This window comes from Frankia sp. CcI49, assembly GCF_001983215.1.
GTDB lineage: Bacteria > Actinomycetota > Actinomycetes > Frankiales > Frankiaceae > Parafrankia > Parafrankia irregularis.
The window spans coordinates 147,348-161,077 of record NZ_MOWP01000008.1 but is presented as its reverse complement, the minus strand read 5'-3'; the positions used below and the strand labels follow the sequence as shown (position 1 = coordinate 161,077).

The window sequence follows — 13,730 nt, the reverse complement described above, 5'->3', positions numbered from 1 at the left end:
CGGTGGCCACGGAAAGCGAGCGGATCGTCCCCGACGACGCGGTCCTCCACGACGCGGCTCTGGATGACGCCTTCCCCGACGACGCGATCCTGGACGACGCGATCCTGGATGACACGGTCCTGGATGACACGGTCCTCGACGGACCGCTGACCACCGCGCCAGTGGTCGAACCGGGCGCCGAGGCCGACGAGGCCGGTCCCCTGTCGATACCGCCGGAGCCAACGGAACTACAGGAACCATCGGAACAGTCGGCACTGTCGGCACCACAGCCTGGTCGGGCCTCCCGCCGGTGGATCCGCCGGCCCCGGGGAGCCAACCAGCTCGGCGTCGACGGCATCGGCCGCCCCGCCCCGCGCGGCCCCCTGCGGCGTGCCCTGCTCGTCCTGACCTCGCTGCTGTCGCTGGTGGTCATCGCCATCACCGCCACCGGTTGGCTCGTCGTGACGTTCTACGACCGCCGGATCGACCGCGAGACGATCGCTCCACCCGCCGACATCACCGTCACCCGGCCGCCGTCGGCACCCGTCGGTTCCGAGACCTGGCTGCTGGTCGGTTCCGACATCCGCACCGGGTCGGACGCGGCGAAGGTCGGCGGCGCCCGGTCGGACACGATGATGATCGCCCACCTGGCGTCCGACGGGACGACCCAGATCGTGTCGATCCCCCGCGACCTGCGGGTACCCATCCCGGCCTGGACGGATGACGACGGCGACCGGCACCGCGCACGCACCGACAAGGTGAACGCGGCCTTCAGCGCGGGCGGTCCCGCACTGCTCGTGGCGACCCTCGAACAGGTCGCCGGGGTGCGCATCGACCACTACGCCGAACTGGACTTCGGCGGCTTCAAGCAGATGACCGCCGCGATCGGCGGAATCGACGTCTGCCTCAACGCGTCGACCTTTGTCGAAAGACATACCCTGGACAACGGCCGGACTGTCCGGTCGACGAACCTGAACGATCCCAGCTCCGGATTCGTCGGGCAGGTCGGGGTGAACCATCTCTCTGGTGAGAACGCGCTGGCGTTCGTCCGGCAACGGCATGGGTTCGCCGACGGGGACCTGGCCCGAATCCGCCGTCAGCAGGCCTTTCTCGCGGCCATGTTCCGCACGGTGCTGAGCGAGAACGTACTGCTGAGCCCGTCCCGGCTGACCTCCTTCCTCGGCGCGGTGACCGAGTCGGTGCTGCTGGACGACCAGACCGGATTCTCCGAGCTGCGCGAGCTCGCCGAGCGGATGCGCGGCATGACCACGGGCGCGGTGACCTTCTCCACCGTCCCGATCACCGGGCAGATCAACAGCCCCGTCTTCTACTTCCTCTACGACCCCGCCGCGATGAGACAGTTCTTCCGCGACGTCACCGGCAGCACAACGGTCTTCGAGCCGTCCGACGGTCCCGTCGACCCGCTTGACCTGAGCGCCGAGATCACACCGAGTGCGACTGCCGCCGCGGCCGGTTCGACGCCGGCGGCCTCCACACGGCCCCGGGCAACGGTCACGTCGCCGGCCCCGCCGCAGGCCACCGCCACGCCCACCCCGGACACCGCTGGCACGACAACCGAGTCCGGCCCGAGCGCCCAGACCTCATCCCAGCCCCAGGCCACGGTCACCGCCTCTGCCACCGGGTCGAACGGCCAGCCGGACTCCGGCGGCTGGCCCCAGCCCTGGCCCACGGCGCTGACCGGCACAACCGCAGCCGCCGGGACCGTGAGCTGGGCCAGGGCCGCCGCTTTCGGATCGAACGTGACCGCGACCGGCGGGGCGACCCCGACCGGTGGGGCGTCCCCGACCGGTGGGGCGACCCCGACCGGTGGGGCGCCCCCGACGAGCCCGTCCCCGACGGCGTCCGAGGCGCAGGAAGCGCCGGTGACCGCGGCGGCAGCCTGCATCTACTGACTCCGGCGGATGGCACCTGCCGGCGCCGGCCGCCGTCTGCCGCTGGTCCTGCTGCCGACACCGCGGTGCCGTGGCTCCGGCACCCCTGCGGCCAGCCGCCCCGCTACCGTCAGGACATGCCAGCCGCCTCCCCTGCCCCTGGCCACGCGCCCGGCCCCGGCTCCGGTCCCGTACCGGTCACCAACGCGCAGCGCCGGGCAAGTGCCGACCGGCTCCGGGCGGCCTGCGCCGACGGACGGCTGACCTTCGGCGAGCTCAGCGAGCGGACCAACCGAGCCTGGGTGGCTCGCACCACCACCGAGCTCGAACGAGCCGAGGCCGATCTGCGCGCGGGACACCCCGAGGGTGCGCAAGCCCGGCGCGCACCGCAGGCCCCCACCACGCGGATGGTCACCCTTCTCGGTGACGGCCGCCGCTTCGGGCGGTGGCGGCTGGCCCGCCGGACAGTGATCGTCAACGGTCTCGGCAACTGGGCCCTCGATCTGCGCGGGGCGCTGCTGGACGAGCGGATTCTCGCGGAGGCCACCGTCGACCTGTGCTTCGTCTCACTGGTCGGGGATCTGACCATCAGCGTTCCCGACGGTGTCGGCGTCGACGTGAGTGGCCTCGTCGCGCTCGGCGACCGCCACGTGGACCTGGCCGTGGTCCCGACCCGCCCGGGCATGCCCCGGCTGCGGCTACGGCTGGCCGGCCTGATCGGCGACCTGCGGATCACGAGCGGCTCGCTGCTCGGGCGCCCCGGTCAGGAGCACGGACGGGCAGGAGCCAGGGCAGCGGGGCAGCCCACGGGGCTGGTTTCGTCCGCGCGCGTCTGGTCCCGCCGCGGCTAGAATGCGCACTGATATTCTCGATCATGTCTTCCRGAGCACCGCGGGCACGAGCACCGCACGCTCGACCTATGTCGGCTCGGGCGATGTCGGCTCCGAGTGGCCGGAATGCGGAGCGGCCACGGCGACCTTCTAATCGGAAGGAGCGGACGCGGATCCCGCGGACCAGATCGGTGAGGGAGGGCTCGACCGATGCTTGACCCCAGAGACCTCTATGAGATCAGAAGCGAGCTGGACGACCTGGGCCGCCCCATCCTGATCGAGGCGATGACGGGCGTCGTCGACGCCGGCGGCGCGGTGGGTCTGGCCAGCGAGCACCTCACGACGACTCTCGACCACGAGCGGATCGTCACCTTCGACGTCGACCAGCTCATGGACTACCGCTCCAGGCGGCCACCGATGGTCTTCTACGAGGACCACTGGGAGAGCTACGAGGATCCGGTGCTGGCCATCGAGCTGCTGCACGACGAGGCGGGCACGCCCTTCCTGCTGCTCTCCGGTCCGGAGCCCGACCTGCACTGGAAGCGGTTCACCAGCGCCGTTCGGACGATCATGAAGGATCTCGGGGTCCAGATGTCGGTCGGGCTCAACGCGATCCCGATGGCGGTTCCGCACACCCGGCCGTGTGGTGTCACGGCGCACGCGACCCGCAAGGAGCTGCTGGTCGGCAACGACCCGTGGATCCGCCGGGTCTCGGTTCCCGGCAGCGCCGGGCACCTGCTGGAGTACGAGCTCGGCCGGGCCGGGGCCGACGCGATGGGCTTCGCGGCACACGTCCCGCACTATCTGGCCCAGGCGACCTACCCGGCGGCGACGGAGGCGTTGCTCAGCGCGGTGTCGAGAGCGACCGGGCTGCTGCTGCCGCTGGACGGGCTGCGGTCCGCCGCGCTGGAGGTCCGCGGCGAGATCGACAGCCAGATCAAGGGCGGCGGCGAGGCCGCGGACGTGGTCAAGGCCATCGAGGAGCAGTACGACGCGTTCCACCGTGGCCGCGAGGGCACGAATCTGCCGGTGGTCGACGGCGACGAGCCGCTGCCGACCGGCGACGAGCTCGGTGCGGAGCTGGAACGCTTCCTCGCCGAGCAGAGCGAACCGGGCGGCCCCCAGCCCGGCTGACCGGTACCGCCCCGACGGCCGCCCGCGATGTCACCGGCGCTGGTGGCCGTCCCCGTCGGGCTCCGCAGGTCCGCCGCGCGGTGCGTCGTCATCCGCGCCGGTGCGGTGGTCGCCGGCGGCGTCAGCCGCGGCGGCCTGCTGTTCGCGGTGGCGGGCGAGGTCGTCCATGACGAGCAGGTCGTGGCGGAAACAGCCGGTCCGATAGGCGGCGCGGCCGACCCGTTGCGCAATCACGGGCGCTGTGACCAGCTGCAGCAGGGCCACCAGCAGCAGGCCCACCGCAAACCGGAACGGGAGCAGCACGGCACTGCCGAGCAGGATCGCCACCAGGCCGACCGTCTGCGGCTTGGTGGCGGCCTGCAGGCGGGACGGCACGTCGGGGAACCGCAGCAGGCCCCATGCTCCGAGCACGCAGAACACCGAGCCGACCAGCAGGAGCACCGCACAGATCACCTGCCTGGCCATCAGCGGATCTCCCCCTGTCGCTCCACCAGCCGGGCCGCGGTGACGGAGCCCAGGAACCCCAGCAGGGAGACGACCGCCACCAGGGCGATGTTCCAGCCCTCACGGCGCATCCCGATCTCCACGGTGACTCCCGCGGCGATGAGGATCACCAGGACGTCCAACGCGACGATGCGGTCGAGATCGGTCGGCCCGACCAGCAGCCTGGCGAGCGTGAGCAGCCCGGCGATGCTCAGCAGGACGAAGGTGGCCGTGTAGACAGCGGTCAAGATCATCCCTTCCCGGGCGGGCGAGCCCGCGCCCCGGTGGGCCGGCGGACGTCCTCCGCGAGGCCGAACGCCTTCAGCACGCGATGGTGCATGCTCCGGACGGAGTCACGGACCCGGTCCGCCATCCGGTCGTCCTCGACGGCGAGCATGTGGACGTACAGCGCTCCGCGCTGGTGGTCGATCTCCAGGACGAAGGCACCGGGTGCCAGCGAGATCGCGTTCGCCGTCAGCGTCGAGATGATCTCCGAGGACGCGGCCAGTGGCACCTCGACGATCGCCGACCGGGTCCGCGGCCCGTTTCTGATCATCTGGGCCGCGACCGACAGCGACGCCGGGACCAGATCGGCGAGGAGCCAGCCGACCAGGGCGAACGAGGGCAGCAGCCGGAACCGGACGGGCGCGTCGGCATCCCGCAGCGGGAACAGGACAAGCACACCGGCCGCGACGACCAGACCGCTGATCATCACCAGCGGTGTCAGCCGCCCCCACAGCGCCGCCCAGACCACCCAGAGCCACACCAGACGTCCGGGCCGGCGCAGCATCTGGCGAAGCGCCGCACGTGACCCGGGTCTCTCCACCAGCGGCTCGCTCTCGGTCTGCCGCCCGGCCGGTGTCGCGGTCATCGCCGGGCCCCGGCGGTACCCGCGCCGGGCAGGACGGAGTCGATGTACGCGGTGGGCTCGAGCAGATCGCCCGCGGCCCGCTCGCTCAGCGACGCCAGCGGCCCGGCGAAGACCGCGACCGCGACGCCGGCGGCGACGACCCCGGCGGTCGCGAGCACCATCGGCCGGGTCACCGGCCCAGCCTGGCCGCTCCGTTCGGCGGCCTGCTCCGCGCCCGGTCGCGCGCCCTGCTCAGCGCCCTGTTGCGCGGCGCAGGGAAGGCCGTGCCGCGGGCCCCAGAACGCCTGGATCCACACCCGGGCCACGACATACAGCGAGAGCAGGCTGGTGATCAGGCTGGCCGCCAGCGCGACGTCCACCGGCCAGGTGCGGGTCTGGGCGCCGGCCTCCAGCAGCGTCAGCTTCGCGACGAAGCCGGAGAAGGGCGGGATCCCGGCGAGGCTGAGCGCTGGGAGCGCGAACAGCAGCGCGGTCACCGGTATCACGGCCACCAGACCACCGGTCCGACGCGGCACCGACGTCCCCGTATAGCGCGTGATCAGGCCACTGACCAGGAACAACGCGGCCTGCGCGAGGATGTGGTGCACCATGTAGATGATCACGCCGGTGAACCCGGTCACGGTGAAGAGCGACAGCCCGAACAGCATGTAGCCGATGTGGCTGACCAGCAGGAACGACAGCATCCGGTTCAGGTTGTCCTGGGCCAGCGCGCCCATCGCGCCGACGAGCAGCGTCGCGATCGCGGTGGCCAGCAGCAGCACCCACGCGCCGTCATGGTGGAACACGAGGGTGTGGGTTCGCAGCAGCGCGTAGACGCCGACCTTGGTCAGCAGGGCCGCGAGGACGGCGGTCACCGGCGCGGGCGCCGTCGGATAGCTGTCGGGCAGCCAGAAGTGCAGCGGCACCGAGGCGGCCTTGATCCCGAAGACGACGAGCGCCATCAGCCCGAGCGTCTCGGCCAGGCCCGGCGGCAGCCGCTGCATCCGTCCCGCGAGATCCGCGAGGTTGACCGTCCCGGTCGCCGCGTACACCAGCGCCAGCATCGTGAGGAACAGCAACGAGGACGTCATGCTGACGATCACGTAGGTCATGCCCGCCCGGATCCGTCCCGGTGTGGTGGCGAAGGTGATCAGCACGTAGGACGACACGAGCATGACCTCGAACGCCACGAACAGGTTGAACAGATCGCTGGTCAGGTAGGCGAGCGCCACCCCGGCGACGAGCACCAGATACACCGATTCGAAGACGGAGCTGCGGCCGAGCCGTGCCTCCTCGGTGACGCCCTGGCCGATCGCGTAGACGAGGACCGCGAAGGTCACGACCGCCGAGGTGAGCAGGAGCAGGCCGGAGAGCCGGTCGGCGACCAGCGTGATGCCTACCGGTGCGGGCCACCCGCCCAGGTTCGCGACCAGCGGGCCGTCGGCGTCGGCGATCACCAGGATGGCGGCGGCGTCCGCCACGACACCCGCGACGACGGCCAGCGCCAGCACCCGGCGCACGATGATCCATCTGCTGATGACCAGCACGGCGCCGGCGGCGAGCAGCGGCACCACGACCGGAAGGACCACCAGGAGGCTCACGGGTACCGCCCGCGGGCGTCGTGGCGTTCCAGCAGGCCGGGCACGGCCAGCTCACCCGGCTCACGCTGATCACCCGCCTCGCGCTGATCACCCGAGTCACCCGGCGCGCCCGCATCACCCGGCGCGCCGAAGGGCGGCTCGCCCCCGCCACGCTCCATCCGGGCGATGCGCGCGTCCTCGATGTCATCCCGGACCTCGTCGTCGCCGAGCAGCGTCCAGGCCCGGTAGGCCAGCGCGAGCAGGAACGTCGTCAGCGCGAACGTGATGACGACGGAGGTGAGCGCCATGCCCTGCGGGAGCGGGTCCGACATGGCCTCCGGCGGGACCGAGCCGACCATCGGCGGCTGCCCGCTCTCGCCACCGACCAGCAGCAGGAGCAGGGTCGTGCCGTGCCCGAGCAGGACGAGCCCGATCAGCACGCGCATGAGCGACCGCTGCAGCAGCAGATAGGTGCCGGTGGTGTAAAGCGCGCCCACCACGACGGCCGACGTCAGGTTCACCGGGCTCACGGCGACACCCCGATGCTCGGGTCATCGGCGGCGCGAAGCCCGGCGTCGGCCTCCTTGTCGACCGCCGTGCCGAGGGTGCGCAGCAGCTCCAGGACGACTCCGACGATCAGCAGATAGACCCCGCAGTCGAAGAAGACGCTGGTCACCAGCTCGACGTCCCCGAGGACGGGCAGCTCACCGTGGAAGACGTAGCTTTCCAGCACGGGATCACCGACCAGCGTGGGCGCCAGCGCCGCGACGCCGGCGACAACCAGGCCGGCGCCCATCACGGTGGTCGGCACCACCGGCACCGCGGCGCCGACCCGGTGCCGGCGTCCGGACACATAGCGGAGCACGAACGCGAGGCCGGCGACCAGACCGCCGGAGAACCCACCGCCCGTCCTGGTGTGGCCGGCGAAGAGCAGATAGAGCGAGAAGACCAGCAGGACGGGAAACACCGCCCGCGTCGTGACCTCGAGCAGAACGGACCGCCCGGGGCCCGGGGCGGCCCCGCCCCCGGTCGTGCCTCGCGGCGCGGTCGCCTCCCGCGGCGGCGGCGTGCGGGCGAACAGCAACAACGAGGCCACACCCAGGGTGGCGACCGCCAGCACCGAGATCTCACCCAGCGTGTCGAAGGCCCGGAAGTCCACGATGATCGCGTTCACCACGTTCGTCGCACCCGTCTCGGCCGGCGACCGGGCGATGAACTGCGTGCTCACTACCTCCGGTGTGGCCCGTGACCCGCTGGTCACGATGGCGAAGCCCGCGACGAACACACCGACCGCCCCCGCGATGGCGACCCGTCCCAGCCACAGCGGCGCCGAGCGGTCGGCTGTCGAGAAGCGAACCGGCATCCTTCGCAGCACGAAGACGAACGCGATCAGGGAGAGCGTCTCGACGAGGAACTGGGCGAGAGCGAGATCCGGCGCTCCGTCCACCACGTACAGCGCGCCGATGCCGTAGCCGGCGGTGCCCAGCAGCAGGGTCGCGGTGAGCCGTCCGTCCGCGCGGACCACCGCCAGCGACGCGAGGACGACACAGGCGGCCAACGGAAGCTGGATGCGGTAGTCCCACAGGGGCAACTCGTGCGGCCAGGAGGAGGCCGTGATCAGCGCGCTGCCGGGCTCCGCCAGCAGCATGACGAGGATGACCGCCAGGTAGACCGGCAGGGAGCCGGCCTGCAGCCGTCCGGTCACCGCCACCGCCGACCAGTCCAGCGCACGGACGGCCTGCTCGTAGCCGCGCTGCCCATCCAGCACCCGACGCACCCGACGCACCCGCGCGACCCACGCACCCGAGGGGACCAGCGGGGACCGTGCCGACCGCCCCGACCGCCCCGCCGGTGACGCTCCCGGGAGCCCGGCCGCGAAGAGCAGCGCTCCCCCGCCGATCGCGACCACGGTGAGCCACACGGGCAGGCCGAGCCCATGCCAGAGCGCCAGATGGTAACGGTCACCCGAGCTGGGATAGCCGTCCGCGTAGGAGCCGACGAGCCGGTCGACTGCCTGGTAGTTGAGGCCGAGGCCAAGGCCGGCGAGAGCCGGCATCGCCGCCGGAAGCACGAACAGCACGGTCGGCCGGGCCATCGCCCGCGGCTGGCGGCCCGAGGGCGAGGCGAAGGCGCCCCACAGGAACCGCAGCGTGTAGGCGGTGGTCAGCACCGCGCCGGCCACCAGGACACCCAGCAGCACCTGGTCGCCCGGCCCGCCGTGGGCGAAGGCCTCGAAGGCCGCCTCCTTGCCGAGGAAACCGAGAAAGGGCGGCAGGCCCACCATCGAGGCCGCCGCGAACACGGCCACCGCGCAGACACCGGGAACGGCCCGCCCCAGACCGCACAGCTCCCTGATGTCGCGGGTTCCCGCCTGGTGGTCGATGACGCCCACGACCATGAACAGCGCGGACTTGAACAGGCCGTGTGCGAGCAGCGCCGTGGCCCCGGCAAGCGCCGCCGTCCGGGAGCCGAAGCCGACGAGTGCGGTCAGGAAGCCGAGCTGGCTGACGGTGCCGAAGGCGAGCAGCAGCTTGAGATCGGTCTGACGCAGCGCGCGCGCCCCGCCGAGCAGCATCGTCGTCGCGCCGATGACGACCGCGGGCACCCGCCAGCCCGGGACGTCGGCGAAGGCCGGCATCAGCGCGGCGATGAGGAAGACACCGGCCTTCACCATCGCCGCGGCGTGCAGATAGGCACTGACCGGTGTCGGCGCGACCATCGCCGCCGGCAGCCATGAATGGAACGGGAGCTGCGCGGACTTCGTCACCGCCCCCACCAGCACGAGCACCAGCGCGACCGTCACGACCGGGCCGGACGGGGGCGCGGCCACGATCGCGCTGATGCGGGTGGTGCCGGCGGTCATCCCCAGCAGAACGAAACCGAGCAGCATCGGCAGCCCGCCGAGCGTCGTCGTCAGCAGCGCCTGCAGGGCGGAGCGCCGGTTGGCCGCGCCGATCCCGTCCTGCCCGATCAGGAGAAAGGACAGAACGGTCGTGAGCTCCCAGAAGACGTAGAGCGTGAACAGGTCATCAGCCAGGACGAGGCCCAGCATCGCGCCGGCGAACCCCAGCAGCGCGGCGCTCATGCCGCCGAGCCCCCGCGGACGGGCGGGCGGACCAGCCGGAGCTCCGTGTGCTCCGTTTGTTCCGTGTGCTCCGTCGGCGTCGTGGTAGGAGAAGGAATAGATCATCACCAGCGCGCCGACACCGGTCACGAGCAGCGCCATCAGCAGCGCCAGCGGGGTCAGCCGGAGCGCGAGCTCCAGGCCGACCGTGCCCGCCCAGGGGATGACCTCCGTCAGCCCGGCACTCCCGGCCGCCCCGGCACCAGCACCGGCGCCACCCGTCGGCACGCTGTCGAGCACCGCCGGGATCCGGGCCACCAGCCAGCCGAACGTGGCGGCGGGAACCGTGGCCGCCAGCAGATAGCAGCCCCGCCCCAACCGGCCGGCCAGCGCGGGCAGGGTGACGGCGAGGAGCAGGTGGGCGCCTAGGGCAACGAACACACCGCTCGCCACCCATACATGTCCTCAGGCGCCGTCCCCGCTCCGGCCATCTCCCCGCACCCCCAGGTATCGAGTTGCCAAAGTGTCACGCTGCGCTGGGATCGGCCGTTCCGGCGCGCCAGCGCACCCGGCCGAGCCGCCCGCCCTGCCCCGGCGTCCGGCCGCGTCCGGCCGCGCCGGCCCGGGCGCCGGTCGCGACGACACGCCGAACCGACATCGCGACACGCCGAGCCAGCAACGCTTCCCCGACATTCACGACAGGTCACGACCAACCCCGAGACCGGACACTCGGCAGGCCCCACCAGCTACCCACGCGCCACGCGCACCCGACCGGACCACCACCCCGCCCCTCACGCACCGCAACCAGACCGATGTCGGCGTTGCGGGCGCACATCAGCCACGGCCATCCGGACGTGCTCATAAAGAAAAAACACCGACCGAATGAAACGAATAGCGACTACCAAGCGTAGCCATCCCACCTTCCGACCCCACGCCGGCAGACACCTCCCGCCAGGCCCTCCGGACGCCTCCCACGCCATCCGGACAGCGCCCAGAACTTGTCGAATGGCAACCAATGGCACCGGGAATACATTTCAGGCATCATGTCGTGATCATGGCACTAAAGGACTACCATCCGATCAGGCAATGCGATGTATGTGGTTTCGGTCCAGCTGGGGTACCCGGGGGGCTCGGTATGGTGCGGCGCCGCACGATGACACTTTCTGATCAGGGTCACGCCCATGGCCCCTCGGGGGCAGCGGTATGAGCGCCACCGCGATCACCTCCACCAAGGCCCCGGCAAAGCCACGGCAGAAGCGATTAAGCCGCCAGCTTCTCCTCACCGCGCATGTACTGGTCAGTGTGGGCTGGAACGGGGTTGCCCTCGGCCAGCTCGCACTGGCGGTGACGGCCTCCGTCAACGGTGACATCAGGCATCCCGCCTACGAGCTCATGCACGTATTCGACCGGGCGCTCAACATTCCACTCGCACTGCTCACACTCGCCACCGGAATCCTGATCTCGCTACGGACCCGCTGGGGTCTGCTGCACCACTGGTGGGTCGTGACGAAGCTGGCGATCACGGTGTTCGCCGTCATCTTCGCCGCCGGCTTCATGCGGACACTGATCGTCAGGGCCGGTGATGCCACCGCCGACGGCGAGATTCACTACAGCGCTCCGGCGGTGGCCATCATCACCGGCGCCTGCCTTATGAACGCCCTGTTCATCACGGCCACGTTCCTGTCGACGCTGAAGCCCTGGGGCCGGACCCGGCGCGGTCGGCAGGCCGGCCCTCGTCAACGCGGGCCGGTGCCCGTCTCGCCGGCCGAGCCGCCGGCCAGGCCGGCGGGCGAGACGGCGCCCGAGCCGGCAGGTGCCCCGCTACCGTCCCCCGCCGCGACGTCCCCGGGCGGGGCTCACCTCTGACTCCCGGCGTCGGCTCCCGTCGTCTGACTCCCGGCGTCGGCTCCCGTCGTCCCGGCGTCGGCTCCCGCCGTCCGGTAGCCAACTTCCGTCACTGTCAGATACTCGTCAACTCCGATGCGCGTCCACCTGGGCGGTCTCCGGCCCGCACGCTGGCAGGATCACGGCCACAGCCAACGGGCCTGCCGGTGAACCGCGCCGCGCACCGGAGGAGGGCCGACAGGCAGTGCGAGGACAAGACCTTCCCACGAGCGCGAGCGAGTTCGTCTCCCCGCTCACCTCGGACGACCCCCGTGTGATCGGGCCCTTCCGGATCCGCGGACGCCTCGGCGCCGGCGGCATGGGCACCGTGTACCTCGGGCACTCCCCCGATCGGCGACCCGTCGCGGTCAAGATGATCCGGGCGGACATGGCGTCCGACCGCACGTTCCGGCGACGCTTCGAACGTGAGGTCGCGGCGATGGGGCGGGTCGAGAGCCCCTTCACCGCACCCCTGATCGCGGCGGACGTCGATGCGCCCCTCCCCTGGCTCGCCACCGCCTACGTGCACGGCCCCACCCTGCGCGACAGCGTGGCCCGCAACGGCCCCCTCCCGCCCGCCAGCGTCGCCACGCTCGCCGCCGGGATCGCCCGGGCGCTGGTCGCCATCCACGCGGCCGGTGTGATCCACCGTGACCTCAAGCCCGCGAACGTCCTGCTGGCAGTCGACGGACCACGGGTCATCGACTTCGGTATCGCGCGGGCCGAATTCCACTCGGGCACCATCACCACCGGGCGCATCGTCGGATCGCCCGCCTACATGTCGCCGGAACAGGCCCGCAGTGGACGGGTCGACGCGTCGTCCGACGTCTTCGCCCTCGGTTCGGTGCTCGCCTTCGCAGCCACCGGCCGCAACGCCTTCGGGGAGGGCAACACCGCGGACGTCCTCTACCGGGTCGTCCGGGAGGAGCCGGACCTCACCGGCGTCGACGGCGCGCTGCATGCGCTCATCACCTCGTGCCTGCGCAAGGTGCCCGCGCAACGACCGACGCCACGGGAGATCCTTTCCGGCTGCCACCACCAGCCGTCCGACAGCGCGCAGACGACGACCTGGCTGCCGGTGCCCGTGCTCGCCGAGATAGACCAACGCCTGCGACACCCCGCGGTGTCGGACGGGCCGGTCGAGCCCGGTGAGCGGCCAGCACCGGACGCGTCGGACGAGCCGGTCCAGCCCGGTGAGCGGCCAGCACCGGACGAACCGGACGCGCCGGATACGCCGGATACGCCGGATACGCGGGGCGAGCTGGGATCATCGGGCGGGAGCGGGCCCGGTGAGCGGGTCGAGCCGATCGAGCCTGCCCGGCCGGCTCGAGCCGGCCGGCACCCGCTGGTCGGGCTCTGCGTCCTCGTGGGCACCGCCGCCGCGACGATCGCTGTCATCGCCGTGGCACCGGTGGGCAACCGACTGCCCGGCCCCTGGGACCTGCGCGGACGCGGTAGCCACACCGAGACTCCCGGGCCGGCGGGGGTGAACGGCCCCGGCGAGCCGGCGGACCGCGACGATCTGAGTGGAGACGTTGCCGAGGCGCAACGCGACAGCTCGACGCGATCCGGGTTCCCAGGGCAGGATGCGATCGACCACCGCCCACCCACCGGCCCGGTGCCGGCCACCGGCCCGGTCGCGCCACCGACGACCCCCCGCGCCGAGACCCACGCGGACGACGGTCACCGTCGGGTTGAGCAGCCGGGCAAAGCGGGTTCGTTCTGGCTGGTCACCTCGCCGTCGGCCGACATGGCGGGCACGCACTCGCACCTGCACCCCGCGGACCGCCCGAGCGCCACCACCGGCGGGGCACCGGCCGGTGGTGGGAGCCCGACGCCATCGGAACCGGGCGGCCCGACGCCACCGCCCACACAGCCGCACCAGGGGACATCGGTCTCCCCGCCGGCCGACAGTACTGATCCGGGCTCGGGAACCGACCCGGATCCTCGTGAGCGGCCAGACTCGTCGGCCCCGACGGCGACCGGAGCACCGACGCCCGCGGACCCGCCGCCCTGATCGGGAGCAGGCCCGGC

The 13,730-nt window shown here is 72.0% G+C and carries 11 protein-coding genes; 5 read left to right on the top strand and 6 right to left on the bottom strand.

What is annotated here, in order from left to right; genetic code table 11:
* Positions 1-2 precede the first annotated feature (2 nt).
* The 3 genes from CcI49_RS08205 to CcI49_RS08195 all read left to right on the top strand — a co-directional run bounded on the left by CcI49_RS08205 (position 3) and on the right by CcI49_RS08195 (position 3,835).
* On the top strand, positions 3-1,892 hold the full coding sequence (locus tag CcI49_RS08205) for an LCP family protein (protein WP_241839959.1): 1,890 nt from the start codon (positions 3-5) through the stop codon (positions 1,890-1,892).
* 116 nt (positions 1,893-2,008) lie between these two features.
* Positions 2,009-2,722, top strand: a complete 714-nt coding sequence (locus CcI49_RS08200; protein WP_054566949.1) for a DUF1707 domain-containing protein — start codon at positions 2,009-2,011, stop codon at positions 2,720-2,722.
* A 189-nt stretch (positions 2,723-2,911) separates the two neighbouring features.
* Positions 2,912-3,835 carry a PAC2 family protein gene (locus CcI49_RS08195; RefSeq protein WP_054566948.1) on the top strand — a complete coding sequence of 308 codons (924 nt, stop codon included), beginning with the start codon at positions 2,912-2,914 and terminating at the stop codon, positions 3,833-3,835.
* Between the two features lie 30 nt (positions 3,836-3,865).
* Here CcI49_RS08195 and mnhG read toward each other — a convergent pair whose 3' ends face one another.
* From mnhG to mbhE, 6 genes are read right to left on the bottom strand one after another with little or no spacing between them, the layout of a single operon-like run.
* Positions 3,866-4,300: a monovalent cation/H(+) antiporter subunit G gene (gene mnhG / locus CcI49_RS08190; RefSeq protein ID WP_083473278.1), complete on the bottom strand. Its 435-nt coding sequence runs from the start codon at positions 4,298-4,300 to the stop codon at positions 3,866-3,868.
* On the bottom strand, positions 4,300-4,566 hold the full coding sequence (locus tag CcI49_RS08185; RefSeq protein WP_054566947.1) for a monovalent cation/H+ antiporter complex subunit F: 267 nt from the start codon (positions 4,564-4,566) through the stop codon (positions 4,300-4,302). The genes mnhG and CcI49_RS08185 overlap by 1 nt, the downstream gene beginning before the upstream one ends.
* A gap of 2 nt (positions 4,567-4,568) precedes the next feature.
* On the bottom strand, positions 4,569-5,189 hold the full coding sequence (locus CcI49_RS08180) for a Na+/H+ antiporter subunit E (RefSeq protein ID WP_083749369.1): 621 nt from the start codon (positions 5,187-5,189) through the stop codon (positions 4,569-4,571).
* Positions 5,186-6,769, bottom strand: coding sequence for a Na+/H+ antiporter subunit D (locus CcI49_RS08175; RefSeq protein WP_076825452.1), 1,584 nt, complete (start codon positions 6,767-6,769; stop codon positions 5,186-5,188). Before CcI49_RS08175 ends, CcI49_RS08180 begins: the two co-directional genes overlap by 4 nt.
* The gene (locus CcI49_RS08170) at positions 6,766-7,278 is read right to left on the bottom strand and encodes a Na(+)/H(+) antiporter subunit C (protein ID WP_054566945.1); all 513 of its coding nucleotides are present in this window, start codon (positions 7,276-7,278) and stop codon (positions 6,766-6,768) included. Before CcI49_RS08170 ends, CcI49_RS08175 begins: the two co-directional genes overlap by 4 nt.
* Complete coding sequence (gene mbhE / locus CcI49_RS08165; RefSeq protein WP_076825585.1) at positions 7,275-10,253, bottom strand: hydrogen gas-evolving membrane-bound hydrogenase subunit E; 2,979 nt, start codon at positions 10,251-10,253, stop codon at positions 7,275-7,277. Before mbhE ends, CcI49_RS08170 begins: the two co-directional genes overlap by 4 nt.
* Positions 10,254-11,015: 762 nt before the next feature.
* On the opposite strand from mbhE, the gene CcI49_RS08160 reads away from it, so the two are divergent.
* Both CcI49_RS08160 and CcI49_RS08155 read left to right on the top strand, forming a co-directional pair.
* Entirely contained in the window at positions 11,016-11,678 is a 663-nt protein-coding gene (locus tag CcI49_RS08160; RefSeq protein ID WP_054566944.1) for a hypothetical protein, read from the top strand.
* Positions 11,679-11,901: 223 nt separating this feature from the next.
* Entirely contained in the window at positions 11,902-13,713 is a 1,812-nt protein-coding gene (locus CcI49_RS08155) for a serine/threonine-protein kinase (RefSeq protein ID WP_131831033.1), read from the top strand.
* The last annotated feature ends 17 nt before the right edge of the window (positions 13,714-13,730 follow it).

What these genes read in the sequence shown, in the direction of transcription:
- CcI49_RS08200 (WP_054566949.1), top strand. Translation starts at nt 2,009, where the DNA reads ATGCCAGCCGCCTCCCCTGCCCCTGGCCACGCGCCCGGCCCCGGCTCC.
- CcI49_RS08195 (WP_054566948.1), top strand. Translation starts at nt 2,912, where the DNA reads ATGCTTGACCCCAGAGACCTCTATGAGATCAGAAGCGAGCTGGACGAC.
- mnhG (WP_083473278.1), bottom strand. Translation starts at nt 4,300, where the DNA reads ATGGCCAGGCAGGTGATCTGTGCGGTGCTCCTGCTGGTCGGCTCGGTG.
- CcI49_RS08180 (WP_083749369.1), bottom strand. Translation starts at nt 5,189, where the DNA reads ATGACCGCGACACCGGCCGGGCGGCAGACCGAGAGCGAGCCGCTGGTG.
- CcI49_RS08160 (WP_054566944.1), top strand. Translation starts at nt 11,016, where the DNA reads ATGAGCGCCACCGCGATCACCTCCACCAAGGCCCCGGCAAAGCCACGG.